The sequence below is a fragment of the Cutibacterium avidum ATCC 25577 genome (genome assembly GCF_000227295.1).
Taxonomy (GTDB): Bacteria; Actinomycetota; Actinomycetes; order Propionibacteriales; family Propionibacteriaceae; genus Cutibacterium; species Cutibacterium avidum.
Map to the genome: position 1 here is coordinate 2,520,276 of NZ_JH165054.1, position 22,437 is coordinate 2,542,712.

22 protein-coding genes are annotated in these 22,437 nt (G+C 63.8%); 11 read left to right on the plus strand and 11 right to left on the minus strand.

The annotated features are described in order from the left end of the window. Window positions 1-144: 144 nt before the first annotated feature. The 3 genes from HMPREF9153_RS11345 to HMPREF9153_RS11355 all read left to right on the plus strand — a co-directional run bounded on the left by HMPREF9153_RS11345 (window position 145) and on the right by HMPREF9153_RS11355 (window position 4,662). Window positions 145-2,928: an alkaline phosphatase family protein gene (locus HMPREF9153_RS11345; protein ID WP_004812009.1), complete on the plus strand. Its 2,784-nt coding sequence runs from the start codon at window positions 145-147 to the stop codon at window positions 2,926-2,928. A gap of 238 nt (window positions 2,929-3,166) precedes the next feature. Then, window positions 3,167-4,414 carry an exodeoxyribonuclease VII large subunit gene (gene xseA / locus HMPREF9153_RS11350; protein ID WP_004812010.1) on the plus strand — a complete coding sequence of 416 codons (1,248 nt, stop codon included), beginning with the start codon at window positions 3,167-3,169 and terminating at the stop codon, window positions 4,412-4,414. Next, the gene (locus HMPREF9153_RS11355; RefSeq protein WP_004812011.1) at window positions 4,411-4,662 is read left to right on the plus strand and encodes an exodeoxyribonuclease VII small subunit; all 252 of its coding nucleotides are present in this window, start codon (window positions 4,411-4,413) and stop codon (window positions 4,660-4,662) included. Before xseA ends, HMPREF9153_RS11355 begins: the two co-directional genes overlap by 4 nt. Window positions 4,663-4,668: 6 nt before the next feature. Here the strand turns inward: HMPREF9153_RS11355 and HMPREF9153_RS11360 are convergent, their stop codons facing one another. The 3 genes from HMPREF9153_RS11360 to trhA form a co-directional block, all read right to left on the minus strand. Then, window positions 4,669-5,184 (minus strand): DUF4245 domain-containing protein, encoded by a 516-nt coding sequence (locus HMPREF9153_RS11360; RefSeq protein ID WP_004812012.1) that lies wholly within the window; start codon window positions 5,182-5,184, stop codon window positions 4,669-4,671. Window positions 5,185-5,262: 78 nt separating this feature from the next. Continuing rightward, window positions 5,263-6,642, minus strand: coding sequence for an RNA 5'-3' helicase PhoH2 (gene phoH2 / locus HMPREF9153_RS11365; RefSeq protein WP_021108787.1), 1,380 nt, complete (start codon window positions 6,640-6,642; stop codon window positions 5,263-5,265). A 116-nt stretch (window positions 6,643-6,758) separates the two neighbouring features. Further along, window positions 6,759-7,427 carry a PAQR family membrane homeostasis protein TrhA gene (gene trhA / locus HMPREF9153_RS11370; protein WP_004812014.1) on the minus strand — a complete coding sequence of 223 codons (669 nt, stop codon included), beginning with the start codon at window positions 7,425-7,427 and terminating at the stop codon, window positions 6,759-6,761. A gap of 149 nt (window positions 7,428-7,576) precedes the next feature. On the opposite strand from trhA, the gene HMPREF9153_RS11375 reads away from it, so the two are divergent. Continuing rightward, window positions 7,577-8,398 (plus strand): isoprenyl transferase, encoded by an 822-nt coding sequence (locus HMPREF9153_RS11375; protein ID WP_004812015.1) that lies wholly within the window; start codon window positions 7,577-7,579, stop codon window positions 8,396-8,398. An 18-nt stretch (window positions 8,399-8,416) separates the two neighbouring features. Here the strand turns inward: HMPREF9153_RS11375 and HMPREF9153_RS11380 are convergent, their stop codons facing one another. Continuing rightward, complete coding sequence (locus HMPREF9153_RS11380; RefSeq protein ID WP_004812016.1) at window positions 8,417-10,432, minus strand: thioredoxin domain-containing protein; 2,016 nt, start codon at window positions 10,430-10,432, stop codon at window positions 8,417-8,419. Between the two features lie 57 nt (window positions 10,433-10,489). Further along, complete coding sequence (locus tag HMPREF9153_RS11385) at window positions 10,490-10,699, minus strand: hypothetical protein (protein WP_004812017.1); 210 nt, start codon at window positions 10,697-10,699, stop codon at window positions 10,490-10,492. A gap of 26 nt (window positions 10,700-10,725) precedes the next feature. Between HMPREF9153_RS11385 and HMPREF9153_RS11390 the strand changes: the two genes are divergently transcribed. Both HMPREF9153_RS11390 and greA read left to right on the plus strand, forming a co-directional pair. Next, window positions 10,726-11,163: a DUF4307 domain-containing protein gene (locus HMPREF9153_RS11390; RefSeq protein ID WP_004812018.1), complete on the plus strand. Its 438-nt coding sequence runs from the start codon at window positions 10,726-10,728 to the stop codon at window positions 11,161-11,163. A gap of 20 nt (window positions 11,164-11,183) precedes the next feature. Further along, window positions 11,184-11,690 carry a transcription elongation factor GreA gene (gene greA / locus HMPREF9153_RS11395; RefSeq protein ID WP_004812019.1) on the plus strand — a complete coding sequence of 169 codons (507 nt, stop codon included), beginning with the start codon at window positions 11,184-11,186 and terminating at the stop codon, window positions 11,688-11,690. A gap of 69 nt (window positions 11,691-11,759) precedes the next feature. Here greA and HMPREF9153_RS12915 read toward each other — a convergent pair whose 3' ends face one another. Both HMPREF9153_RS12915 and HMPREF9153_RS11405 read right to left on the minus strand, forming a co-directional pair. Continuing rightward, on the minus strand, window positions 11,760-12,746 hold the full coding sequence (locus HMPREF9153_RS12915) for a hypothetical protein (RefSeq protein WP_004812020.1): 987 nt from the start codon (window positions 12,744-12,746) through the stop codon (window positions 11,760-11,762). A 27-nt stretch (window positions 12,747-12,773) separates the two neighbouring features. Beyond that, window positions 12,774-14,006, minus strand: a complete 1,233-nt coding sequence (locus HMPREF9153_RS11405) for an AI-2E family transporter (RefSeq protein WP_004812021.1) — start codon at window positions 14,004-14,006, stop codon at window positions 12,774-12,776. Between the two features lie 68 nt (window positions 14,007-14,074). Here HMPREF9153_RS11405 and HMPREF9153_RS11410 point away from each other — a divergent pair, with 68 nt between their 5' ends. After that, entirely contained in the window at window positions 14,075-14,791 is a 717-nt protein-coding gene (locus HMPREF9153_RS11410; RefSeq protein ID WP_004812022.1) for a uracil-DNA glycosylase, read from the plus strand. A 29-nt stretch (window positions 14,792-14,820) separates the two neighbouring features. Here the strand turns inward: HMPREF9153_RS11410 and HMPREF9153_RS12085 are convergent, their stop codons facing one another. Together HMPREF9153_RS12085 and HMPREF9153_RS11415 are read right to left on the minus strand one after the other, a co-directional pair. Further along, window positions 14,821-14,925 (minus strand): methionine/alanine import family NSS transporter small subunit, encoded by a 105-nt coding sequence (locus tag HMPREF9153_RS12085; protein ID WP_015583142.1) that lies wholly within the window; start codon window positions 14,923-14,925, stop codon window positions 14,821-14,823. Beyond that, entirely contained in the window at window positions 14,922-16,541 is a 1,620-nt protein-coding gene (locus HMPREF9153_RS11415) for a sodium-dependent transporter (protein ID WP_004812023.1), read from the minus strand. Before HMPREF9153_RS11415 ends, HMPREF9153_RS12085 begins: the two co-directional genes overlap by 4 nt. A 147-nt stretch (window positions 16,542-16,688) precedes the next feature. Between HMPREF9153_RS11415 and msrA the strand changes: the two genes are divergently transcribed. The 3 genes from msrA to rarD are packed head-to-tail and all read left to right on the plus strand — an operon-like array spanning window position 16,689 to window position 19,166. Further along, the gene (msrA, locus tag HMPREF9153_RS11420) at window positions 16,689-17,321 is read left to right on the plus strand and encodes a peptide-methionine (S)-S-oxide reductase MsrA (protein WP_004812024.1); all 633 of its coding nucleotides are present in this window, start codon (window positions 16,689-16,691) and stop codon (window positions 17,319-17,321) included. A 34-nt stretch (window positions 17,322-17,355) separates the two neighbouring features. Beyond that, on the plus strand, window positions 17,356-18,219 hold the full coding sequence (locus HMPREF9153_RS11425; RefSeq protein ID WP_004812025.1) for an aldo/keto reductase: 864 nt from the start codon (window positions 17,356-17,358) through the stop codon (window positions 18,217-18,219). Between the two features lie 56 nt (window positions 18,220-18,275). Continuing rightward, a complete protein-coding gene (rarD, locus tag HMPREF9153_RS11430) occupies window positions 18,276-19,166 on the plus strand; it encodes an EamA family transporter RarD (protein ID WP_004812026.1) in 891 nt (296 codons plus the stop codon). Between the two features lie 62 nt (window positions 19,167-19,228). Here the strand turns inward: rarD and HMPREF9153_RS11435 are convergent, their stop codons facing one another. Together HMPREF9153_RS11435 and HMPREF9153_RS11440 are read right to left on the minus strand one after the other, a co-directional pair. Then, window positions 19,229-21,157: an OPT family oligopeptide transporter gene (locus HMPREF9153_RS11435; RefSeq protein WP_004812027.1), complete on the minus strand. Its 1,929-nt coding sequence runs from the start codon at window positions 21,155-21,157 to the stop codon at window positions 19,229-19,231. 134 nt (window positions 21,158-21,291) lie between these two features. Continuing rightward, on the minus strand, window positions 21,292-21,723 hold the full coding sequence (locus HMPREF9153_RS11440) for a GtrA family protein (RefSeq protein ID WP_004812028.1): 432 nt from the start codon (window positions 21,721-21,723) through the stop codon (window positions 21,292-21,294). Window positions 21,724-21,858: 135 nt separating this feature from the next. Between HMPREF9153_RS11440 and HMPREF9153_RS11445 the strand changes: the two genes are divergently transcribed. After that, complete coding sequence (locus HMPREF9153_RS11445) at window positions 21,859-22,362, plus strand: GNAT family N-acetyltransferase (RefSeq protein ID WP_036901668.1); 504 nt, start codon at window positions 21,859-21,861, stop codon at window positions 22,360-22,362. The last annotated feature ends 75 nt before the right edge of the window (window positions 22,363-22,437 follow it).

Genomic DNA, 22,437 nt, shown 5'->3' on the forward strand with positions numbered 1-22,437 from the left:
CCGAGTCTACGGGTACGCCGTCATCTGGCGAATCTCCTCGAGTTCGCCCATCGAGGACTCACCGTAGCCACGTTCACCCATAATTCTTCGAAGGTGCACATTCACGGCCGTCATCTGCCACTTCGACTTCCTAAGTTCTGAACCATGAGTGATGACACACCCGCATCCGCAAGACTGCGTCGTGGCCTCGCCTCGGCGTGCGTCCTCCTCACCGCAATCGCAACGACCGTCACCTTCACGCCGGCCAACGCAGCCCCGAGCGACGAGAAGGCCGGCCCCACCTCGGGATCCACCGGCCGCACCACTGTCGGTCAGCTTCTGACCCCGGTCGGTCAGCTCACCACCCTCGGTGACCTCCCCCTCAACGAGGTCCTCTCCCCCGATGGCGAGTACCTCGTCATCAGCAACAACGGCCAGGGAACCCAGTCCTTGCAGGTCGTCGGCAAGGTCGTACAGACCATCCCCTACAAGTCTCCCGAGAGCCTGTACATGGGCCTGGCCTTCAGCCCTGACGGCAAGCACCTGTTCGCCAGTGCCGCCGGCAACCACAAGATCCGCACGTACCACTTCGACTGCGGCAAGCTCGTGGAGACCACGGCCATCCAGATGCCGGTCATCAGCCCGAAGCGCAAGAAGGTCAACCTCTACCCGGCCGGCCTGGCCGTCACGAAGGACAGCAAGCGCCTCGTCGTGGCAGACCAACTTGCCGATGCGGTCTCGGTCATCGACCTGGCCACCAACAAGGTGCAGACCACCCACATCGGCCACCGTCCGGTCTGGGTCACCCTCTCCAAGGACTCCACCAAGGCCTTCGTCTCTTCCCAGGGCGGGTCGGACGTCGCCGAGGTCGACATCACGAAGTCCCAGCCCTTGGCCACCCACAAGATCGATGTGGGATTCCACCCCAACAAGTCGGTGCTGACGCCTGACGGCAAGACCCTCTACGTCGCCAACGGAGATGCCGACACCATCTCGGTCGTCGACGTGGCCTCCCATCACCAGACGGCCACCATTCCCGTCAACCGCAACGGCTCCAAGCTCGTCGGCGCCAATCCCACCGGCCTGACCCTCTCCAAGGATGGCAAGCGCCTCTACGTCACCAATTCCGGTCACAATGAGGTCGCCGTCATCAACACCGTGACCCACAAAGTCGCCGGAGACATCCCGACCGGCTGGTACCCGACCCAGATTGTCGACCATGACGGCAAACTAAGCATCATCTCGGCCAAGGGGCTGGGCGCCGGCCCGAACAACGGCCCAGGCCACCCGAACCCGACCGACCCCAACGGCACCTCGGAGGACCAGTACTCCGGGTCCATGATCAAGGGCCTTCTCTCGACCATCGCTGAGCCTGACGCCGCCACCCTGGCCAAGCAAACAGCCACCGTCGAGAAGAGCAACACCGCCAATGATGCGGCTCGTAGCAGCGTCGTCCCCAACCAGATCGGCACGAAGTCGAGCAAGATCAAGCACGTCATCTACGTCGTGCGCGAGAACCGCACCTTCGATCAGGAGCTGGGCTCCAACGGCCGCGGCAACGGCGATCCCACCCTCAACCTCTTCGGCGAGGAATCAGCCCCGAACACCCGAGCCCTGGCACGTCAGTTCGTCACCTTCGACAACTTCTACGCTGACGCCGAGGTCTCGGCCAACGGCTGGAACTGGGTCTCCCAGGCCAACTCGAACCCTTGGTCGGAGGAGATGTGGCCGTCCAACTACTCCGGACGCGGCGCACCGTACCCCAGCGAACACAATGACCCGGAGGCCTGCGCCAAGGAGCATGACGCCTACTTCTGGGAGCACCTGTCGAAGAACAACATCAGCTTCTACACCCAGCGTGACAAGAACGGAAAGGCTCACGCGGCCGACAAGGAGGTGCTCGACCCGAACACCGACCATGACTACATCGGCTGGTCCCTCGCCTGCCCTGACTCGGCAAACTCCTTCAAGCCGATGGCCAAGAACTGCGGTCCGAAGTCCCGCGTCGACGAGTGGAAGTCCGACTTCGACAAGCAGGTGGAGAACGGCACCGTTCCGACGGTCCAATTCATCCGGCTGGGCAATGACCACACCCAGGCCACCAAGGTTGGTGCCCCGACCCCGCATGCCTATGTCGCCGACAACGACCAGGCCGTCGGTCAGCTCGTCGAAGCCGTCTCCAACTCCCCCATCTGGAAGGACACCGCGATCTTCCTCACCGAGGATGACGCCCAGAACGGCCCCGACCATGTCGACGCACACCGCACCATTGGTGAGGTCATCAGCCCGTACACCCGTACCGGCGGGGTCGATTCCACCTTCTACTCGACGGTGTCGATGCTGCGCACCATGGAGGGGATCCTCGGCATCGGGCCGCTGACCCAGTTCGACGCCTTCTCCACCCCGATGTCGGGTGCCTTCACCGACAAGCCCAACTTCAAGCCTTACACGGCTGTTCGTCCCTCCTACGACATGACGAAGGTCAACGGACCTGATGCCCCGTTGGCCAAGGAATCTGGTGAGCAGAGCACCGAGAAGGAGGACACCATTGACGAGCAGGTCTTCAACAAGGCCATTTGGAAGGCCGTCAAGGGTGCCGACTCCAAGATGCCCGAGCCCAAGCACTCCGTCATCCAGTCCAGTCCTCCGGCCTATGACGATGATGACGACGACGAGGGTGAGGAGGTCAAGCCCGGGGACGTCGACCTCGACGAGGTGGGCAGCTACTCGAAGGACTCCCGGGGATTCCCGGTGTGGACTCCGGACGGTGACGACGAGAGGTTCGACCCTGCCAAGGGCATCGACCCCTGCGCTCCGAAGCCTTCGCCGAAGCCGACGCCCACCCCGACTCCCAAGCCTGGCGCCCCTGTCCCGACCACAGCCGCTCCTTCTGCCAGCAACGGTGGGAACAACGGCGGAGGCCACGCTCTGCCACGCACCGGAGCCTGATCAGATGAGTTGATCCCATCCACCCACGTCATCCGGGCCGTCTGCCACCATGGGAGGCGGCCCGGACAACGTGCGTACAGTGGATCACCATGTCATCAGGCCCAGAAGCCCTCAAGACACGCTGCCGTATGCGATTCCCGTCATACCTGTGTCACCTCTTCGCCGCGGGGTCGAGAGGACACCTCGCGCCCGGTCCACTCCCTGCAGACTGTCGTCCTCCTCGGATACCGTGTCGCCCATGGCAGAGCCGAACACCGCTGACAACCCTCGCTCCCTGGCGTGGGTGGTCAACGCCGTCAAGGGGTGGGTGGAACGCTGCGGGGCCATTTGGGTCCAGGCCCAGGTCATCGAGGTCACCCGTCGTTCCGGCCCCACTCAGTTCCTCACCCTGCGCGACCCCACCGAGGAGATCTCTGCCACCGCGACCTGCCATCGACGTGTCCTCGACGCCGCTGGGCCCATCGAGTCGGGCATGACGGTCACCGCCCTCATCCGCCCAACGGTCTGGTCACGCAGCGGCAGACTCTCCTTCGAGGTCTCCGAGATCACTCCCACCGGCGAGGGCCAGCTGCTCGCTCAGTTGGAGAGACGCAAGCGTCTGTTGGAGGCCGAGGGGCTCTTCGACGTCACCCTTCACAAGCCCATTCCTGTTCTGCCACGCAGTATCGGCCTCATCACGGGAGCCGGTTCGGACGCCGAGCGAGATGTTCAACGTCACGCCACCCTTCGTTGGTCCGCCGCCCGTTTCGTGGTGCGCAACACCTTGGTCCAGGGCCCCATGGCAGCCCAGCAGGTCATCGCGGCCCTGGCCGAGCTCGACGCCAACCCCGCCGTCGACGTCATCGTCATCGCCCGCGGCGGCGGTTCCCTCGAGGACCTCCTCCCCTTCAGCGACGAGGCCCTGGTACGAGCGGTCTACGCCACCAAGACTCCGGTCGTCTCGGCCATCGGCCACGAGCGCGACAACCCCATCCTCGACCTCGTCGCCGACCTGCGAGCCTCCACACCGACAGATGCCGGCAAACTCATCGTCCCGGACGCTGCGGAGGAGTCCCAGGCCATCGAGATGGCAAGAACCCGACTTCGCCAAGCCGTCACGAGGTTTGTCGACGTCGAGGCGGCCCATCTCGCCCAGGTGCGGTCCCGACCGGTGATGGTCAATCCCACGGCCACCCTCGACATCACCACCGAGAAACTCGACTCGGCCCTGCAGCGTCTTCGCCTCGCGACCAATCGAGCCCTGGACGCCGAGAGCCGCGACGTCGATCACATGCTCGAGAGAGTGCGCGCCATGTCTCCCAAGGCCACCTTGGATCGCGGCTACGCCATCCTTGCCGACTCCGAGGGCGACTCCATCACCTCCGTCGATGACACCGATCCGGGAGCGAATCTGTCGGTCTACCTGTCCGACGGCACCCTCGGCGTCACCGTCGATTCCCTCGACCGACGTACCCCCAACCGACCACCGTCCCAGGAGGATTCATGAGCGAGAAGAAGTCCGAGTCGGCACCCGAGAAGCCCACCTCCGAGGAGCCCGAGATCCCATACGAGGCCGCCCGCGACGAACTGGTTGGCATCGTCACCCGACTGGAGTCCGGCGGCATCTCCCTGGCCGAGACCATGAAGCTGTGGGAACGCGGCGAGAAGCTCGCCGACATCTGCCAGACCTGGCTCGACGGGGCTCGCGCCCGTATCGAAGCGGCACGCTCCGAGGCCGAGGACTCCCAGGCCTGACGGGGGTCAAGACGTCTTCAGCATCCCCGCATAGTCAGTGAGAATCTGATAGTCAGCATCCGCGACGACGACAACCGCCGAGGAACCGACCTTCGTCACCAGGGCACGGGTGCGGCCGTCCGGGCTGACCATCTTCGTCCAGGTGTACTGACCCGCCTTGACCTTCCCATCCTCGGTGGCTGATCTCGTCACCGAGGCGACGTAAGCCTTGGCAGGCTCGTCGGACTGGTTCACGGCCAGGTAGATGTTCTCGCTGGTGAGGAATCCCAATTCCCACCTGTTCCCCGCGGAGATGGTGTTTCCCACCCATCGATCCCCCTTGTTGGCATACCTCGCCTTGGTGGGCCGCCAGTCCTCGGGCACCTCCTTGGGAGCCAGCACCGGGTACCCGGCATGGGTGCGCGCTGACGTCGCCACGGGCTTCCAGTCAACCTTCTGGATGTTCGGCTCGTCAGGGGTCCTGGTGAAGAACCACACGATGAGCAACACGGGGACGAGGATGACAGCCAAGGACAGGAACATATCCTTGATGCCGGCTCTGGGATTGGGTGCCACGCTCCCGATTGTTGCAGATGCGTCGCGTGGCGTCGCCTCAGCTGATCAACCGACCATGTCCTCCATCAGGCTGGTCACCAGCGCGGCGACGGGCGAACGCTCCGACCTGGTGAGGGTCACGTGGCCGAACAGATCGTGTCCTCGCAGCCTCTCGATGACGGCTGCCACACCGTCATAACGACCTACCCGAAGGTTGTCCCGCTGGGCGACGTCGTGGGTGAGCACCACCCGCGAGTTCTGCCCGATTCGCGAGAGCACCGTCAGCAGCACGTTGCGCTCCAGGGACTGGGCCTCGTCGACGATGACGAAGGCGTCATGGAGGGAACGGCCGCGGATGTGCGTCAGCGGCAGGATCTCCAGCATGCCACGCGACATGACCTCCTCGATGACGTAATTATTCGTCACGCTGGTGAGGGTATCCAGAACCGCCTGACCCCACGGGGCCATCTTCTCCCCCTCGTCACCGGGCAGGTAGCCCAGATCCTGGCCACCGACGGCATACAACGGCCGGAAGACCATGACCTTCTTGTGGAGTTGTCGCTCCAGCACCGCCTCGAGCCCTGCGCACAACGCCAACGCCGACTTTCCGGTACCGGCATGCCCTCCCATGGAGACGATGCCGACCTGAGGGTCCAGCAGCATGTCGAGGGCAACCCGCTGCTCAGCCGAGCGGCCACGGATCCCGAACGCCTCCTGGTCATTGGGGATGAGCCGAGCCGAGGCGTCCGGCATCCGTCGGGCCAGAGCACTGCCGTTCGGGCCGTCCAGCACGAGTCCGGCGTGCACCGGGATCTCGTCGAAGATCGAGTCGACGACGTGTCCCTCCTCGTAGAGTGCCGAGATCATCTCGTCAGGAACCTCGAGATTGACCATGCCGGTCCATCCGCTGTCCGGGACGAGTTCGTGCCGGTACTCCTCGGCTTCCAGGCCGATGGCCGAGGCCTTGACCCGCAACGGCAGGTCCTTCGTCACCAGTACGACGGAGTGCCCGGCCAGCCGGTAGTTCTGGGCAACCGCCAGGATCCGGGTGTCGTTGTCACCAAGACGGAAGCCGTCAGGCAAGCAATTCGGGTCGGAGTGGTTGAGCTCAACGAGCAGTTCGCCTCCCTCATCGTTGACCGGCACCGGCCCGACGAGGCCGCCGTTGTCGAGCCGCAACTTGTCGAGGATGCGCAACGCTGCGCGGGCGAAATGTCCCAATTCTGGATGGTGGCGTTTGCCCTCCAACTCGGTGATGACGACGATCGGCACCACCACGTGATGCTCGGCGAAGTTGAGCAGGGCACGAGGATCCGACAGCAGCACCGATGTGTCGATGACGTAGGTCCGCCTCCCCTCAGGTGCCGCCGGGATCGGGCTGTGGGCTCGCTCGGAGCCTTCTGGACGGACGGACACGAAAACCTCCCGTGACATGAGAGGTCGCATCGAGGAAAGAAACGTCGTCGAGGCGTCGGATGCGGCCCCTCTGACATCATACCTAGAGCCCGACAGGTGGAACCGGAGTGTGCGATTCGGCCATTCGCCCAGAGTTCACCAGCCGGTCAGATGACGGCAAGACCGATGGCAACCGCATGACAGATCGCGGCCACCGCAGTGCAGCTGTGGAAGACCTCGTGGAAGCCGAACCAGGTGGGTGACGGATTGGGCTTCTGACGGGCGTAGGCGACAGCTCCGACGGTGTAGAACACCCCTCCGACGAGGATCAGGATGACGACTGCTGGCCCTCCCACGCGCCAGAACTGCGGCAGCCACCACAAGGCAGTCCACCCCATGAAGACGTAGAGGATCGTCGAGGCCCATCTGGGCACGCCGTTCCACACGAACCGGAAGGCCACTCCGAGCAGGGCGCAGGCCCAGATGATCGACAGCAGGATCACCCTGGAGGCACCCGTCGTCAGCGAGACGGCCAGCGGGGTGTACGTGCCAGCGATGAACACCGCGATGTTGGCGTGGTCGATGCGGCGCAGGACGTCCTTGATCTTCGCACCCCACGGCACCCGGTGATATATCGCCGAATTGCCAAAGAGCTCCAACCCGGTGAGCATCCAGATCGCGACGGCGAACCGGTTCCCCCACGTCGGCGTGACGATCATGAGACCAACCCCGGCCAGCAAGATCAGCGGTGCCATGACGGTGTGAACCCATCCGCGCAACCTCGGTTTGGGGAGCACAGTGCCGCGGTTCTCGCCGTTGTTGCCTTGACGCGACATAGCCCGCGGTCCTCCTCCTCGACAAAACCTACGGCTCGGTAGGTTCTGCCTCCAGCCTACCCTGCCGACGAGGTCTGCCCGCGACTCGATCTCGGCCTCACCGCGTGAATTGCTGACCGTTTGTACCGAGCACTGACTAATCTGGACCCATGAGCAGCCTGGACAACCGTCTGTCGAAGGTCAGTGAGACCCTCGACCGCATGCACCCGTCCGGACTGCTGTACACCACCTACGAAGCGAGACTGCTCGACCAGCTCGATCGCAGTCGACTGCCCCAGCACGTCGCCGTGCTGGCTGACGGCAACCGTCGTTGGGCTCGTCTCAACGCACCGGGACAGCCCTTGGTGGCCGGTTACGAGGCGGGCGCGGATCGCCTCCGAGAATTCTGCGCCTGGTGCGACGCCGTCGGTATCCCAATCATCACACTGTGGGTATTGTCGACCGACAACCTGCAACGCGCGGAAACCGGCGAACTTGGACCACTTCTCAAGGTCATCGAGTCCCTCGTCGACTCCCTGGCAGAGAATCCACGCTGGCGGGTCCAGGCCGTCGGAGACCTCGATCTGCTACCCGCCGAGATGGCCGAGTCCCTCTGTCGTGCCGGCCGCAACTCGGCCGACCACGTCGGCATGCATATCAACGTCGCGGTGGCCTATGGCGGTCGTCACGAGCTGCGCGACGCCGTCCGCTCACTACTTGCCGAGGAGGCCGAGAAGGGCACCAGCCTGGCCGATCTCGCGGAGACCCTCGAGATCGACCAGATTGAGGAGCACCTCTACACCCGCGGCCAACCCGATCCGGATCTCATCATTCGCACCTCGGGCGAGCAGCGATTGTCGGGCTTCCTCATGTGGCAAAGTGCCCACTCCGAGTTCTACTTCTGCGAGGCATTGTGGCCCGATTTCCGCAAGGTCGACTTCCTGCGAGCCCTCCGCTCCTTCACCCAGCGGGAGCGGCGCTACGGCCGCTGACCTGCCGAGTGCACGATCTCAAGCTCGCCGCCAGAGCGGGTCCTTGAGCTCCAGGTATTCGGTCACCGGCTCGAAGCACACCTTGCCACGGCACACCCAACACATCGGCTGACCGTCACGCGGGGCGCGATCCTCGAACCATGTACCGAACCCGGATCCCTCGCCAACTCGACGCATGATGGCCGACCCGGCCGGAGCCATGCGCCACGCTGCTGCGGCCAGATCCGTGGGCTCCTCCTGGGTGTCGGCGATGACGACACCAGCCGGCTTGAGACCCCGACGGGCCTCATCGGCGATGAGGAAGTCGGCCAGTGCCCACCCCGCGAAGCGAGGAGTGGACGCCACCACCGGCAGCAGTGCGCCGGAGGCCTCGTCCGCACGCCTGACGAAGTCGTCACGCTCAGCCATGAGCCCCACCCGACGCAGGGCCATCACCATGGAGGCCGTTGCGCTGGGGCAGGCATCGTCGGTCAGGGTGTGGGCCGTCACCGTAAGCAGGTCCGACCCTTCGGCGTCAAGGAAGCTCCCATCGGGAGCACCGAACCGCGTCACAGCCTGGTCAAGCACCTCGACAGCACGGTCACACCACACCGGCTCCCCCGTAGCACCGGCCAGACCGGCGAAGGACAGGCCAACCCACGCGTAGTCCTCGCAGACCGCCGGGGCTCCCGGATGATCATGGAAGGAGGTGCGCAGCAGGTCACCGTCACTCCAATGGGCCGTCCACAGCGCCTCAGCCAGATCGCGGGCCTGCCTCACCCAGGACCACTCGCGCAGAATCATTCCGGCCTCGACGAGCCCGTCGATGAGCATGGCGTTCCACGCCGTGATGGCCTTCTCGTCGCGAGCAGGAGCGCTACGACGATCACGAGCCTCCAGCAGGGTGTCCATGTCGACGTTGATGCGCTCCCACTCGACCCGTCCGCGCATCTGGAGGGTACCCAGACCGTTCTCGTCGAAGGGCTCCAGATGCACCAGTGGACGCAGCCACTCGGTCTCCTCGGATCCCAGGGCGTCCGTGATGAGATCCTGGTTCCACAGGTAGTAAATCCCCTCCCGGGTGTGGCCGGCTGCGTCGTCGGAGTCGGCATCGAGTCCGGCGGCATACAGGCCGTTCGGCAGCTGCATCTCCCGGTTGAGCCAGGACACCGTGCGACGGGCGGCATGGGAGTAGAGATCTCGACGATCCGAGTCGTGATCGGCTGTACGACGCCAGCACCGAGCCATCGTCCCCAACAGCAGGGCATTGTCGTAAAGCATCTTCTCGAAGTGAGGCACCACCCACTGGGAATCCGTGGAATAACGGTGGAACCCGCCACCGACCTGATCGAAGATGCCGCCACGCACCAGGTGCTCACACGTGTTCTGCGCCATGTCGAGGCTGGTCGGGTCTCCCTTGACCAGCAGGGCGTCCAGCAGGGTGGCGTTAGGGAACTTCGTCGGTCCTCCGAAGCCGCCATGCACGATGTCGTAGTCCGCTCCCACGGCGTCAATGAGCTCACCGGCAACCGGACGCGGGGTGTCAGGGGTCTTCTCGATAGGACGCAGATGCTCGACGATGGCCTCGGCCGAGGACACCACCTCATCGCGACGCTCTCGCCATGCACCGCCAAGAGCCTCGACGAGCTCCACGAAGGCGGGCTGACCACCCCGGCGCACCGGCGGGAAATAGGTGCCGGCGAAGAAGGGCTTGCCGTCAGGAGTCAGGAAGACGGTGTTGGGCCAGCCACCCTGGCCAGTCATCGCCAGGGTCACCTGCATCAGCGCGGTGTCAACCTCTGGACGCTCCTCGCGATCGACCTTGACGGCCACGACATTGGCGTTGACAACCTCAGCCACTTCCGGATCGGAGAAGGACTCGAAAGCCATGACGTGGCACCAGTGGCAGCTCGAGTAGCCCACCGAGACCATGACCGGCACGTCGCGACGACGCGCTTCGGCGAATGCTTCCTCTCCCCACGGGAACCAGTCGACGGGGTTCGCGGCGTGTTGGAGCAGATACGGGCTGGTGGACTCACCAAGGTGGTTGGGCATGGTGGTCAGCCTACGAGCACAACCCCATACTGGGCCAGGCGGACCCTAGGCGGGACGTCAGTGCTTCGCCGAGTTCGTCGTGGACCCCTTGGCATCCTCCTGATGGTTCTCCTTGAGGGCAGGGCCGCAGGGAACCTCGTCGAAGTCGATGCCACGGATGTTGCGTCGGATGCTGATCCACGCGACGACACCGAAGACAGCAAGTGTTAGGCAGCACAAGAAGTTGGCGAGGCCGGTGCTCACGAGCTGGGCTGCAAGAACTGTCATGCTGACAGCCTACGCCCTAGGGCACAATGGGCCACGTGCCAACCCCAACCAGCAGCCAGGATCACGTCCTCACTGATGCGGACCGTGAACGCATCGCGGACCGCTACCCCATACAGTGTCGAACCCCGTGGGTGATCCTCATCCTGGTGCTGGCTGCCGTCCTCGTCGGATGGACGGTGTGGGCGGGACTCCACCATGCCGAGCAGCCGATCCGGGCGAGCTTGCACGGATACCAAGCGATATCCGACACCCGCGTCGACGTCACGATCAACCTGCATCGGCCCGACCCCTCCGTCAAGGGTTCCTGCGTCCTGGTCGCCACCGGTGCTGACCACGTGCGCGTCGGGGAGACGACGGTGACGTTTCCGACAAGCTCGTCAAAGGACGAGACGATCCACACCAGCGTCAAGACCTTTTCGCGTGCTGTTACCGCTGAGCTGGAGAAGTGCGGACCCGTCGGGTGACAACGCGGTAGGATGAACAAATGCCTGAGTCCCAAGACACTGTGTGGCTGACCCAAGAGGCCTTCGACAAGCTCACCCAAGAGCTCGCGTACCTCAAGGGTGAGGGCCGCACCATCATTTCCAACAAGATTGCTGACGCTCGTTCCGAGGGCGACCTTTCCGAGAACGGCGGCTACCATGCCGCCCGTGAGGAGCAGGGGCAGGCCGAGGCCCGCATCCGTCAGCTGGAGCAGATGCTGCGCAACGCTGAGGTGGGCGAAGCCCCGTCCACTCCGGACGAGGTCGTGCCCGGTTCCAAGGTGACCGTCTGCTACTTCGACGACAAGTCCGACACTGACACCTTCCTGCTGGGATCGCGGCAGGTGATGGGGCTCGACGATTCCGTCGACATCTCCGTCTACTCCCCGCAATCCCCCCTTGGTGGTGCCGTTCTGGGCCATTCCAAGGGAGAATCGACCGAGTACAAGGCTCCCAATGGCAAGACGATCAAGGTGACGATCCTTGACGTCGAGCCGTTCCAGGAGTGACACGCTTCCACAAATGTGATGAGGGCGGGGTGCCATGGCACCCCGCCCTCATCACATTATGTCGCAGGCTCACATCGCGCGAACTGCGATCCTCCCGACCAAGCAGGTGAGGCCAAGACGGGCCGCTCCGTCACCCATGACGTACTCGTCGACATCTCCGCCTTCGGGCCAGGAGATCATGCCGGTCTGGGCCTTGCCACAAACCGAGACGTTGGATCCTTCGGCCAGCTTGACCAGCAGATTGCCCGACTCGACGCGGATCTGGGAGCGACCGCTGTCGATGCATCCGGTGATGGTGCCATTTCCGGCCTGGAAGAGACCGTCCTCCAGCTGGTGGACGCCTTCGATCTCAGTGACGCCAGCGGTGACACGCACCCTCCCGAGGTGCTCCACGCCAGTGGCACGCAACGAGCCACCTGACAGCTCGATGTCGACGGGCAGATCGGGATGCACACGAATCGTCACTTCCCGACCCAGACCAAGATCCTTGACCCCGTCCATGTCGGCCGGGAGTCGGAACCTCTTGAGGACCCCCAGATCAGGGGCGAGGTGACCGTCAACACCGACCTCAACGACTCCTCCGACGCGCCTGCGGGTGTGCTTGCCCTCGATCTGCAGGCCGGAGACCGAGCGGTCCCCGATGAGACGGATGCGACGTCCGGTGCAGTTCAGACGGACGCGATCCAGATCGCTCGCGACGTCGACGTGCTTTTGCGGTTCACTCTCGCCGCTGGCGCGACGCGGTCCGGGCGACATCGTCGAGGCGACTGTCTCACCGACGCTCTCTGCCACCCCGGACACCACGCGCCAGGCCGAGCGGAGCCCCTCCTTGGCTTCTGGAGGGATGGCGAAGCCGGCCAGAGGGCCCTTGTCGCCCCCGGAAGTCTCGTCCTCGGATGCCCCGCGGCGGGGGCCGGTCCCTTCGGCGGGGCCGCTCTGGCTCCCGGGTGCGGGCTGCTCCTGCCCCCGTGCATCAGCGATACGGCGGTTGGCCTCGGCGGTGTCGATCCTCCCGGCAGCAAGGTCCTCGAGGATGGCGGTGATATCAGCGCTCATGACATCAACTTTACGGGTGAACCCAACTCACGCGTGTTCGGCAGCGAGGTCGTCCTGACTTGGAGGAACCTCCTCTGCCGGGGTCTCGGGGCTCAGGGCCTTGATGAAGGCGACGCCGAAAGCGACGATCGGGATGGCGAACAGGGCGCCCACGATACCGGAGATGATGGCGCCGACAGCGATACCAACCAGCACGATGAGCGGGTGGATCGAGACTGCCTTACCCAGCAGGAAGGGTTGCAGGACGTGTCCTTCGATCTGCATGACGGCGACGAAGACGATCAGCATGATGACGGCCTTGAAGAAGCCCAGGGTCACCAGCACCACACCAACCGCGACGACGCCTGCCGTCAGCGCGCCGACGATCGGCACGAACGCGAGGATGAAGGTGAGGGCACCGATCGCGACCGACATGGATGAGCCAATGATGGCCGCGCCGATGCCGGCTCCCAGGCCATCCACGAAGGCGACGATGACGGCGGCTCGCACATAGGCCACCAGGGCGACCCAGCCGCGCTTGGCAGCGTCAAGGATTTTGGCGCGACGCTCACGTGGGATGAGGACCGCCGACTTCTCAGCCAGTTTGTCTCCCTCGTACACGAAGAAGAAGGTGGCGAAGAGGGCCAGGACGAGCCCCGCTGCGAAACGGCCGATCTGGGTTCCGGCGGCAGCTGCGGTCGAGGCAATGCGTCCCTGGGATCCAGCCATGGCAGCCTCGGCCTTGTGCATGAGGTCATTGAGCTGGGCCTTGTCGGTGTGCAGGGGGCTGTTGGCCAGCCACGCCAGCGCCTGCTTGAAACTGGCAACCGCCTGGTTGCCCAGTTCCCGCCACTGCATCGCGATCTGGGCGCCGACGAGGGTGAATACGCCGCCGACCAGGATGATGAGCAGCAGCAGGCAGATTCCCGAGGCGATGCCACGGTGGATGTGATGGCGCGACAACCAGTTAGCCAGCGGCCACATGGCTGCCGTCAGCATGAGGGCCACCGCGACGGGCACTGACACCTCGGACGCAGCGTGAAGCACCTGGTAAAGCCCGTAGATGAAGGCTGCGATGACGATGAGCCGCCAGCACCATCCAGCCGCAGTACGGACAGCGCTGGGAACGTCTTCGGCGGGGGCGACCGTCGCCGTGATGGGCTGGGGAGTTGATGCGACCTCCTGGTCAGGAGCGGTGTCGATCGCCTCGCCCTCGGCGTCGGCACGCGGGGGAACCGGTGTCGAATCTGTGGTCTTCGTGCCCGAGCCGAATAGCTTCATGGCTTCCTTCCGGAATTGTGGGGCGGGGCCGAGGCCCCGGAACGCGTGTTCACAGGGTAGCGTCTAGCATGTCATCCGTATGTATCCATTTGGAGGCCACCGTGGTAGCTCGTCCCCTTGCCGAACTGACCGCCCCCGACTGGGCAGAGGCATTGGCGGAGGTGGAGCCACGCATCCATGAGATGGGGGACTTCCTGCGAGCCGAGACAGCTGCCGGACGAGGGTTTCTGCCTCACGGGGATCGCATTCTGCGCGCTTTTTCCCGTCCCATGGCGGATGTTCGAGTGCTCATCGTCGGCCAGGACCCTTACCCCACCCCAGGCCACCCCGTGGGCCTGAGTTTCTCGGTGGAGCGCGACGTGCGTCCGTTGCCCCGGTCCTTGCAGAACATCTACGCCGAATTGCAGTCTGACCTGGGAATTTCCCCTTGTGAACATGGCGATCTCACCGGCTGGTTCGAGCAGGGGGTGTTGCTCCTCAACAGGTGCCTCACCGTCCAGCCTGGTCGACCCGCCTCACATCGCGGCAAGGGATGGGAGGAGGTCACCCAGACCGCCATCGAAGCCCTCGTGGCACGTGGCGGCCCGCTGGTGGCCATTCTGTGGGGCCGCGACGCGCAATCCCTGGAACCCATGCTGGGCGGGGTTCCGATCGTCAAGTCCTCACACCCCTCCCCCATGTCAGCCCGATACGGCTTCTTCGGGTCCCGACCCTTCAGCCGCACCAACGACTTGCTGGTACAGCAGGGGGGCGACCCGATTAACTGGGACCTGTCCTCCCACTGATCGGGCCGGCCCCTCATGCCGGATGTGTGTCAGTCCTGCTCGGGATGACGGAACAGGGAGAAGGCCGATGCGGCCAATCCGCCCCACACCGTGACCATGGCGATGATCATCATGACGGTGGCGGATCCACTCATGACAACGCTCCTTCCTGAGATGCCTGGGCATTCGCTCGGGCGAGCTCTTCCTCGTGAGTGAGCTCGTGGTGAATGGCCGAGCGGTTCGGCCACGGGATGAGGGACAGCACGATTGCCAGCACGACGACGAGGATCGACATTCCCCATCCGAAGATTCCAACGAAGTTTCCGGGCATTCCGCCGTAGCCCTTGCTGGAGACGGTGACGATCTCGGTGATCCACAGGCCCAGCAGGACCAACGGGGCGACGACACCGACCAGGGCCATCCACACCTTGTTGACCTTGAACGAGGAGTACTCGTTGAGGTGGTCGCGCAGCACCGGGAGCTTGCGCAGTGCCCAGGTGATGACGAGGCAGGCCAGCAGGGCAACGCCGACGATGCCGATGTTGTTGATGAAGTGGTCGGTGACATCGAGCAGGTTGAGGCCGGTCGTCGTCGGGAAGAGGATGATCGACGCGACGGCCGTCACTCCACCGACGACCCAGGTTGCTGCAACTCGGTGCATGCCGGTCTTCTCGCGGAAGGCTGCGATGACGACCTCCAGCAGGCTGATCATCGACGTGATGCCGGCAAAAACCAGGGAGACGAAGAAGAGCACGCCCATGATCGGTCCGACAGCACCCGCCTGACTGATGATCTGCGGGAAGGCGATGAAGGCCAGGCCGATACCCGAGCCAGCGACCTCGCTCACCGGCTTGCCGGAAGCAGTTGCCATGAAGCCCAGGGCGGCGAAGACGCCGAGGCCGGCCAGGATCTCGAATGAGGAGTTGGCGAACCCGACGACCAGGCCGGAACCTGTCAGGTCAGACTTCGGCTTGAGGTAGGAGGCATAGGTCACCATGATGCCGAATCCCACTGACAGGGAGAAGAAGATCTGGCCGTAGGCGGCCATCCACACCTGGTAGTTCCCCAACGCATTCCACGCCGGGGTGAACAGGGCGTCAAGGCCAGTCGATGCGCCGTCCAGGGTGAGGGCGACGATGACCAGCGCGATGAACATCACCGCGAGCATCGGCATGAAGACCCACGAGGCGCGGGTGATGCCCTTCTCGACGCCGGTGGCCATGATGGCCAACACGACGAGCCACAGGATCAGCAACGGCCAGAAGACTCCGGGCACGAAGTGGAATTCGACGTCAACGTTGTTGGCCACGTGCAGGAAGCTGCCTGTGAGGAATCCCTCGGGGTCGTCTCCCCATGCCTTCGTCACCGAGAATCCGACATAGCGAATGGCCCAGGCGATGATGGCGGCGTAGTAGATGACGATCACCCAACAGATGAGGGTCTGCCACCATCCGATGGCCTCCGTGTGCTTGTTGAGACGACGCAAGGCCATGGGCGGCGAGCCACGGAACTTGTGTCCGACGGCATAGTCGAGGAAGAGCAGCGGGATACCGGCGGTGAGCAGGGCGATCAGGTAGGGCACGATGAAGGCTCCGCCACCATTGCTGTAGGCGACGTAGGGGAACCTCCAGATATTTCCCAGCCCGACGGCGGAGCCAATCGCAGCAATGAGGAAGGCTCCCCGGCCGGTGAAACTCTCACGCCGCTGGGGCTTTCCAATACTGTTTCCGTCACCTGCAACGGTCGCGCCAGGCTGCGCGGGGTCAGACATGTTGATCCTTTCCACCGGTGAACTTCGACCCCCAGTCTCACATGGTGATGAGGTGGGACCAGATCATGGACCACACATTGAGATAACAGGAATTGATCCGAGCCGATGTCGGTTACACCCGTGTCGACGTCGTGAGGAAAGGGACGCATGAACAACAACGAGATGGTCTCACCCGACAACGCCCTGCCCGGAGGCCGAACCCCGGTGTTGGAAATGCCGTTCTTCCACCGCGTGACTGGGGACCGGCTGGACCACTCCTTCCCCGGCTCCGAGACGATCTACCTGGCCATGGGGTGTTTCTGGGGAGCCGAGAAGCTGTTCTGGAACAATGACGGGGTGCTGCAAACCGCCGTTGGTTACATGGGCGGTTTCACTCCCAACCCCACCTACCGGGAGGTGTGTACCGGACGCACTGGGCACGCCGAAACCGTCCGGGTCACCTACGACCCGACCAGAATCTCCACCGAGGAGATCCTCACCCTCTTCATGGAGAACCACGACCCCACCCAGGGGATGCGTCAGGGCAACGACGTCGGTACCCAGTACCGCTCGGCGATCTGGTGCACCACCACCGAGCAGTTCATGACGGCCACCACCCTCAGGGGGTCCTTCCAGGCCAACCTGCTCAATGCCGGGTACGGGGAGATCACGACGACGATCTCGATGGCCAACGGCGTGGAGTTCTTCCTGGCTGAGGCCGAGCATCAGCAGTACCTCGAGGACAACCCCTTCGGCTACTGCCCTGTCCACGCAACCGGGGTGTGCCTCGCGCGAGCATGATGGACATGACCACCCCCTGAGGAGGATTGAACATATGAAGTACCGCAAGATTGGACCCTTCCGAACCTCTGCCATCGCTTACGGATCGATGCCGTTGTCGATCGAAGGTCGCCCGGACCGCGAGACCGCGATCAAGGTCCTCCATGACGTCCTGGACGCCGGGTGCACCCACATCGACACCGCATGGGCCTACTACGAGTCCGGCGGCGAGGAGCAGTACGGCGAGAAGCTCGTCGCTGATGCCCTGGAGTCCTGGAATGGTGACCGCTCGACGATCTCGGTGGCCACCAAGGTTGGCCACTTCCGCTGCTTCAACGACACCGGGGAGGCCGTCTGGGACGTCGACGGATCCCCGGAGCGGCTACGCCGTGACGCCAAGCTCTCGGCCGACGCCCTGCACACGGACCAGATCGACCTGCTCTACCTGCACCGTCCCGACCCGAAGGTCGAGTACGTGGAGATGGTGAGGACCCTGGCGGGCATCCTCGACGACGGCTTGGCCCGAACCGCTGGCATCTCGAACGCCAACCCCGACCAGATCCGGCTGGCCCAGAGCATTCTCGGTGATCGTCTGGTGGCCGTGCAGAACCAGTTCTCCCCCGGCTTCCTGTCCTCGCGGCCCGAGGTGGAGCTCTGCGGTGAGCTCGACCTGGCATTCGTCGCGTGGAGCCCGCTTGGCGGTTACCGTCGTCCCCTCGAGGAGGACGCCTTCGCCGCCTTCCAGCGCGTCGCTGATGCCCGTGGAGTCAGTCGGGCCCAAGTCATTCTGGCGTGGGAACTGGCCCAGGGCGATCACGTCATCCCGATCCCGGGATCCCACCGCTCGGAAACGATCCTTGACTCCTTCAAGGCCGTCGATCTTTCCCTGACCGACGAGGAGCTGGCTCGACTTCCCTGACGTCCGCCCTGCGGCAGATGTGCGCATGCACCCGGTAACCGTGACATGATCCCCGGGTGCATGACGACATCGAGGCAAGACGAGGACTGACGACCGGTATCGCCCTCTACCTCATGTGGGGATTCTTCCCCCTCTACTTCCGGTTGCTGGAGCGTTCCGGAGCCTTCGAGATCATCGCCCACCGCGTGGTGTGGTCCTTCGTCTTCTGCGCCATCCTGCTGACGATCGGGAAAGGTTGGGATCGGCTCGCCACCCTGGCCCACGACCGCCGCAGTCTGTGGGGTCTCGTGCTGGCCGGCCACCTGGTCCTGATCAACTGGACCCTCTACGTCTGGTCCGTCAATGCCGGTCACACCCTTGACGCCGCGATGGGGTACTTCATCAATCCACTCGTCTCGGCCTTGCTGGGTGTGCTGATCCTGCGGGAACGACTCAGTCCGGCCCAATGGATGGCTTTCGGAATCGGCATCGTCGCCGTCGCCGTCCTCATGGTGGGGCATTCCTCCACACCCCTCATCTCGCTGGGACTGGCGGTGAGTTTCGGACTCTACGGCCTGGTCAAGAAAGTGCTCGGAGTGGCGGTAAAACCCGCTGTCGGGCTCATCGTCGAGACCCTGGCGACCACTCCTCTGGCCCTGGTGTACATCGGCTGGGGCGCTGCCCACGGGAAATCCACCTTCACCGGTTCCTACAGCCTGCTGTTGGTGAGCGCCGGCATCCTGACCGCTGTTCCGCTGCTGATGTTCGCCTTCGCGGCCTCCCGCATCAGCCTGACGACGCTGGGAATCCTGCAGTACATCTCACCGCTCCTGCAGTTCTTGGTCGGGCTGCTCCTCTTCGGTGAGCAGATGCCATGGCAACGCTGGGCCGGGTTCTCCCTGGTCTGGGTTGCCGTCGTCATGTTCTCAGCAGAAGGGGTCATTCGTGTGGTGCGACGCACTCGATGACGCCGTCACACAATGACAAAGGGGCCACCGGCGAATCCCGGTGGCCCCACACGTCTTCCAGGTCACGCCTCGGCGCGCTCACGCGCCTCTCGCTTGGTCCACTGATACAGAATCGCAATGGCAGCCACGAAGATGATCATGCCGACGATTCCAGCGCCGCTGTCCCACGACTCCGGAGCGATGGCGATGGCGTCCTCGGAACCGGCGGCAGCAATGAGCGCCGCGTAGATGACACCGAAGATGGACTCACCGACGATGAGGCCGGTGGCCAGCAGGACTCCGGTGCGCTTCTTGCCGTCGACATCGCCTCCGGTGTGTGCAGCCCACTTGTCGAACAGCCAACCGAGGCCAGCCCCGATCGGGATGGTCAGCGACAGGGCCATCGGGAGGTACATGCCCATGCCGACAGCCAGAGGCGGAAGCGAGAACCTCTTGGTGGTGTGGGTGAGGATCTCGTCGACCGTGATGACGCCGACGCCGACCAGTGCGCCGATTCCCATCAGGCCCCAGTCCAGCGAGCCGCCGAAGACGCCGGTAGCCAGCGAGGAGATGAGGGTGGCCTGCGGGGCCTGCAGGGCGTTCGGTCCGGCGCCGGGAGCACCCTGGAATCCGAAGGCGGTCTGCATGAGCTGCATGACGGGCGGGATGATCGCCGATCCGAAGACGACACCGATGATGAGGGCAACCTGCTGCTTCCACGGGGTGGATCCGACCAGCTGGCCGGTCTTGAGGTCCTGCAGGTTGTCATTCGAGATCGTGGCGATACCGAAGACGATCGACGCGGTGAACAGGGTGTAGGCCACCAGCTTCACCGTCTCGTCACCACCGACGGCACCGTAGGTGAGCTTGATGAGCAGGGCGGCCACCAGGACGACGAGGATGCCGACCCCGGAGATCGGGCTGTTCGATGCGCCGATGAGGCCAGCCATGTAGCCACAGACGGAGGCAACGGCCAGGCCGACGAGCAGGATGAAGACCAGGCTGACGATGATGACGCCGGTCATGGACTTCGACACCACCATGTCGCGGGCGAAGCCCCACAGCATGAAGCCGATCGGGATCATGGAGAGCAGTACGACGGTCAGGACGACCGACACCGGCAGGTCACGCTCGGTCAGCGGAACCTCGCCACCCTTGTGACGGGTCTTGGAGGACCGGACGGAGTCGCTGATGCCCCTGGTGATGGGGCCGATGACCTTGATGAGGGTCCAGATCGCCGCCACACCGATCGCGCCGGCGCCGACGAAGCGCACGTCGTTGCTGAAGACTTCCTGGATGACGTCGAGGTTGCCGCCAACCTTGCCGGACACTCGCCACGGCAGGATCGCGCCGTAAGAGATGACGATGCCGACGAGCATGGACGCGGCAACAGCGACGCCGACGAGGTGACCGACGCCGATGAGAGCCATCGACATGCTGACGCCGACCATCGAGCCAGAGCTGTCGCCCACCTTGAATGGCTTGGTGAGGGCTGACTTGACCAGCTTGAGGTCAGACAGCAGGGCATATCCGGCCGACACCAGGGAGCCGACGATGATGACGCGTAGGCCCACCTTGTTGGCCTCGGCCGCACCGGCGGAGTCACCAACCTTGAGGACCTCGGCACCCGCAACGCCCTCCGGGTAGGGAAGGTCGGAGCCGGTGACGAGAGCTCGTCGCAGTGGGATGGAGTACATGACGCCGAGGATGCCGCCAACCAGGCAGATTGCGAGGGTCGTCCAGTACGGGAATCCCTTCCACCAACCCACCATGATGAGGCCGGGCAGAACGAAGATGATGGCCGAAAGGGTTCCGGCGGCGGAGGCAATGGTCTGGACGATGTTGTTCTCTGCGACCGAGTGTCCCTTGAAGTGACGCAAGACGGCCATCGAGATGACCGCTGCCGGAATCGATGTGGCGAAGGTCAGGCCGACCTTGAGCCCGAGGTATACGTTCGCCGCGGTGAACACCAACGTCATGAGGCCGCCGAGGATGATGCCCCGGAGCGTCAATTCACGTATTGATGACCCCGACGGCTGGGCCGGCGCAGATGCGCTCGATAGGTCAGACATGTTCCTCTTCTTCCGTAGATTGACCTGACCGCTATGCCACCGTCAGAGCCCGAAAGTATGCAGGCCGCGGCTAGTTACGCCAATTGCCGTCTTCCAGACTTCGGGAACACCCAAAGGCTCAACATGAAATAGACGTAAAGCCCCTCAACACACGCAGCGGTGAAGCGAGCAAGCTCGAAATGGACCCCTATGTGCTCCAAAAGGGATGAGAATCCCAGGGTGAGACAGACGTAATTGGTCACTATCGTGATGACGTAACGACCGCTCTGACGACCCAGATCGCCATGAGACTGAAAATTCAGCCACCTATTGACGAAGAAGGAGTAGATGGCCGACAACCCGTATCCCAGCGATACCGAAATTGGGTACGGCAGTCCGACGCCGCGAAAGAAAACGGCAAGCAGGCCCATGTCGATGAGGAACCCGAGCCCGTTGATGATGCAGTAGCCGATGAAGGTGACGGGGAGCCCTGACAGCGGGAACGGCAAAACGGAGTGGATCGTCAAACACCCTCTGGCAAAGACGCGAGGGGCAGAGCGTCGGGGAATCCTCCTACCCCGGATTCGCTTCACACTCGTCACCACGAATCCATTTTTGCAGCCGGGTCAAGGACCGTCGCCACCGGTCGATACCCTGACGCCATGGCCACAACACGACGCGCAACCACAACAGACCTGCCGTTCATGGTCCATGTGCTGCGGCATGCGGCCGGCGGGGAATCGGAACCACTCGACGTCGAGGAATGCCGAACCAATCCAGCCATCGCCCACTACATCGACGGCTGGACCCCAGACCAGATCGGGATGATCTGCCTCGTCGATGGCTCCCCCATCGGGGCTGCCTGGTTGCGTGACCTACCGGCCTCCGATCCCGGTTATGGTTTCGTCGCCCCGGGTATCCCAGAACTGACCATCGCCATTTCTCCTCAGCAACGCAGCCAGGGCCACGGCGGATATCTCTTGGACAGCCTCCTCGACGAATGCCGGCGTCACGGCATCCGTTCCGTGAGCCTCAACGTCGACACTGCGAATGAGCCAGCCATGGCGATTTATCGCAAGGCTGGATTCGTCGAAGTCTCCAGTGAGAGCAACCACCTGACAATGCTCCATGTCGACGGCAACCCAGCACTATCCCAGCCATACTGAATCAACATCTATCCAACGCAATACCGTCGGTATATCTCAACATGAACCGGCAGTGATACGGGTATGAAAAAAAGT

Coding starts and splice junctions, on each gene's coding strand:
- HMPREF9153_RS12915 (WP_004812020.1), bottom strand. CDS start 12,746: ATGAGCGCTGATATCACCGCCATCCTCGAGGACCTTGCTGCCGGGAGG.
- HMPREF9153_RS11390 (WP_004812018.1), top strand. CDS start 10,726: ATGGGCCACGTGCCAACCCCAACCAGCAGCCAGGATCACGTCCTCACT.
- HMPREF9153_RS12085 (WP_015583142.1), bottom strand. CDS start 14,925: ATGAGTGGATCCGCCACCGTCATGATGATCATCGCCATGGTCACGGTG.
- phoH2 (WP_021108787.1), bottom strand. CDS start 6,642: ATGCGACCTCTCATGTCACGGGAGGTTTTCGTGTCCGTCCGTCCAGAA.
- HMPREF9153_RS11345 (WP_004812009.1), top strand. CDS start 145: ATGAGTGATGACACACCCGCATCCGCAAGACTGCGTCGTGGCCTCGCC.
- trhA (WP_004812014.1), bottom strand. CDS start 7,427: ATGTCGCGTCAAGGCAACAACGGCGAGAACCGCGGCACTGTGCTCCCC.
- HMPREF9153_RS11375 (WP_004812015.1), top strand. CDS start 7,577: ATGAGCAGCCTGGACAACCGTCTGTCGAAGGTCAGTGAGACCCTCGAC.
- HMPREF9153_RS11445 (WP_036901668.1), top strand. CDS start 21,859: ATGGCCACAACACGACGCGCAACCACAACAGACCTGCCGTTCATGGTC.
- greA (WP_004812019.1), top strand. CDS start 11,184: ATGCCTGAGTCCCAAGACACTGTGTGGCTGACCCAAGAGGCCTTCGAC.
- xseA (WP_004812010.1), top strand. CDS start 3,167: ATGGCAGAGCCGAACACCGCTGACAACCCTCGCTCCCTGGCGTGGGTG.
- HMPREF9153_RS11360 (WP_004812012.1), bottom strand. CDS start 5,184: ATGTTCCTGTCCTTGGCTGTCATCCTCGTCCCCGTGTTGCTCATCGTG.
- HMPREF9153_RS11385 (WP_004812017.1), bottom strand. CDS start 10,699: ATGACAGTTCTTGCAGCCCAGCTCGTGAGCACCGGCCTCGCCAACTTC.
- HMPREF9153_RS11355 (WP_004812011.1), top strand. CDS start 4,411: ATGAGCGAGAAGAAGTCCGAGTCGGCACCCGAGAAGCCCACCTCCGAG.
- HMPREF9153_RS11410 (WP_004812022.1), top strand. CDS start 14,075: ATGTCATCCGTATGTATCCATTTGGAGGCCACCGTGGTAGCTCGTCCC.
- HMPREF9153_RS11415 (WP_004812023.1), bottom strand. CDS start 16,541: ATGTCTGACCCCGCGCAGCCTGGCGCGACCGTTGCAGGTGACGGAAAC.
- HMPREF9153_RS11380 (WP_004812016.1), bottom strand. CDS start 10,432: ATGCCCAACCACCTTGGTGAGTCCACCAGCCCGTATCTGCTCCAACAC.
- HMPREF9153_RS11425 (WP_004812025.1), top strand. CDS start 17,356: ATGAAGTACCGCAAGATTGGACCCTTCCGAACCTCTGCCATCGCTTAC.
- HMPREF9153_RS11405 (WP_004812021.1), bottom strand. CDS start 14,006: ATGAAGCTATTCGGCTCGGGCACGAAGACCACAGATTCGACACCGGTT.
- msrA (WP_004812024.1), top strand. CDS start 16,689: ATGAACAACAACGAGATGGTCTCACCCGACAACGCCCTGCCCGGAGGC.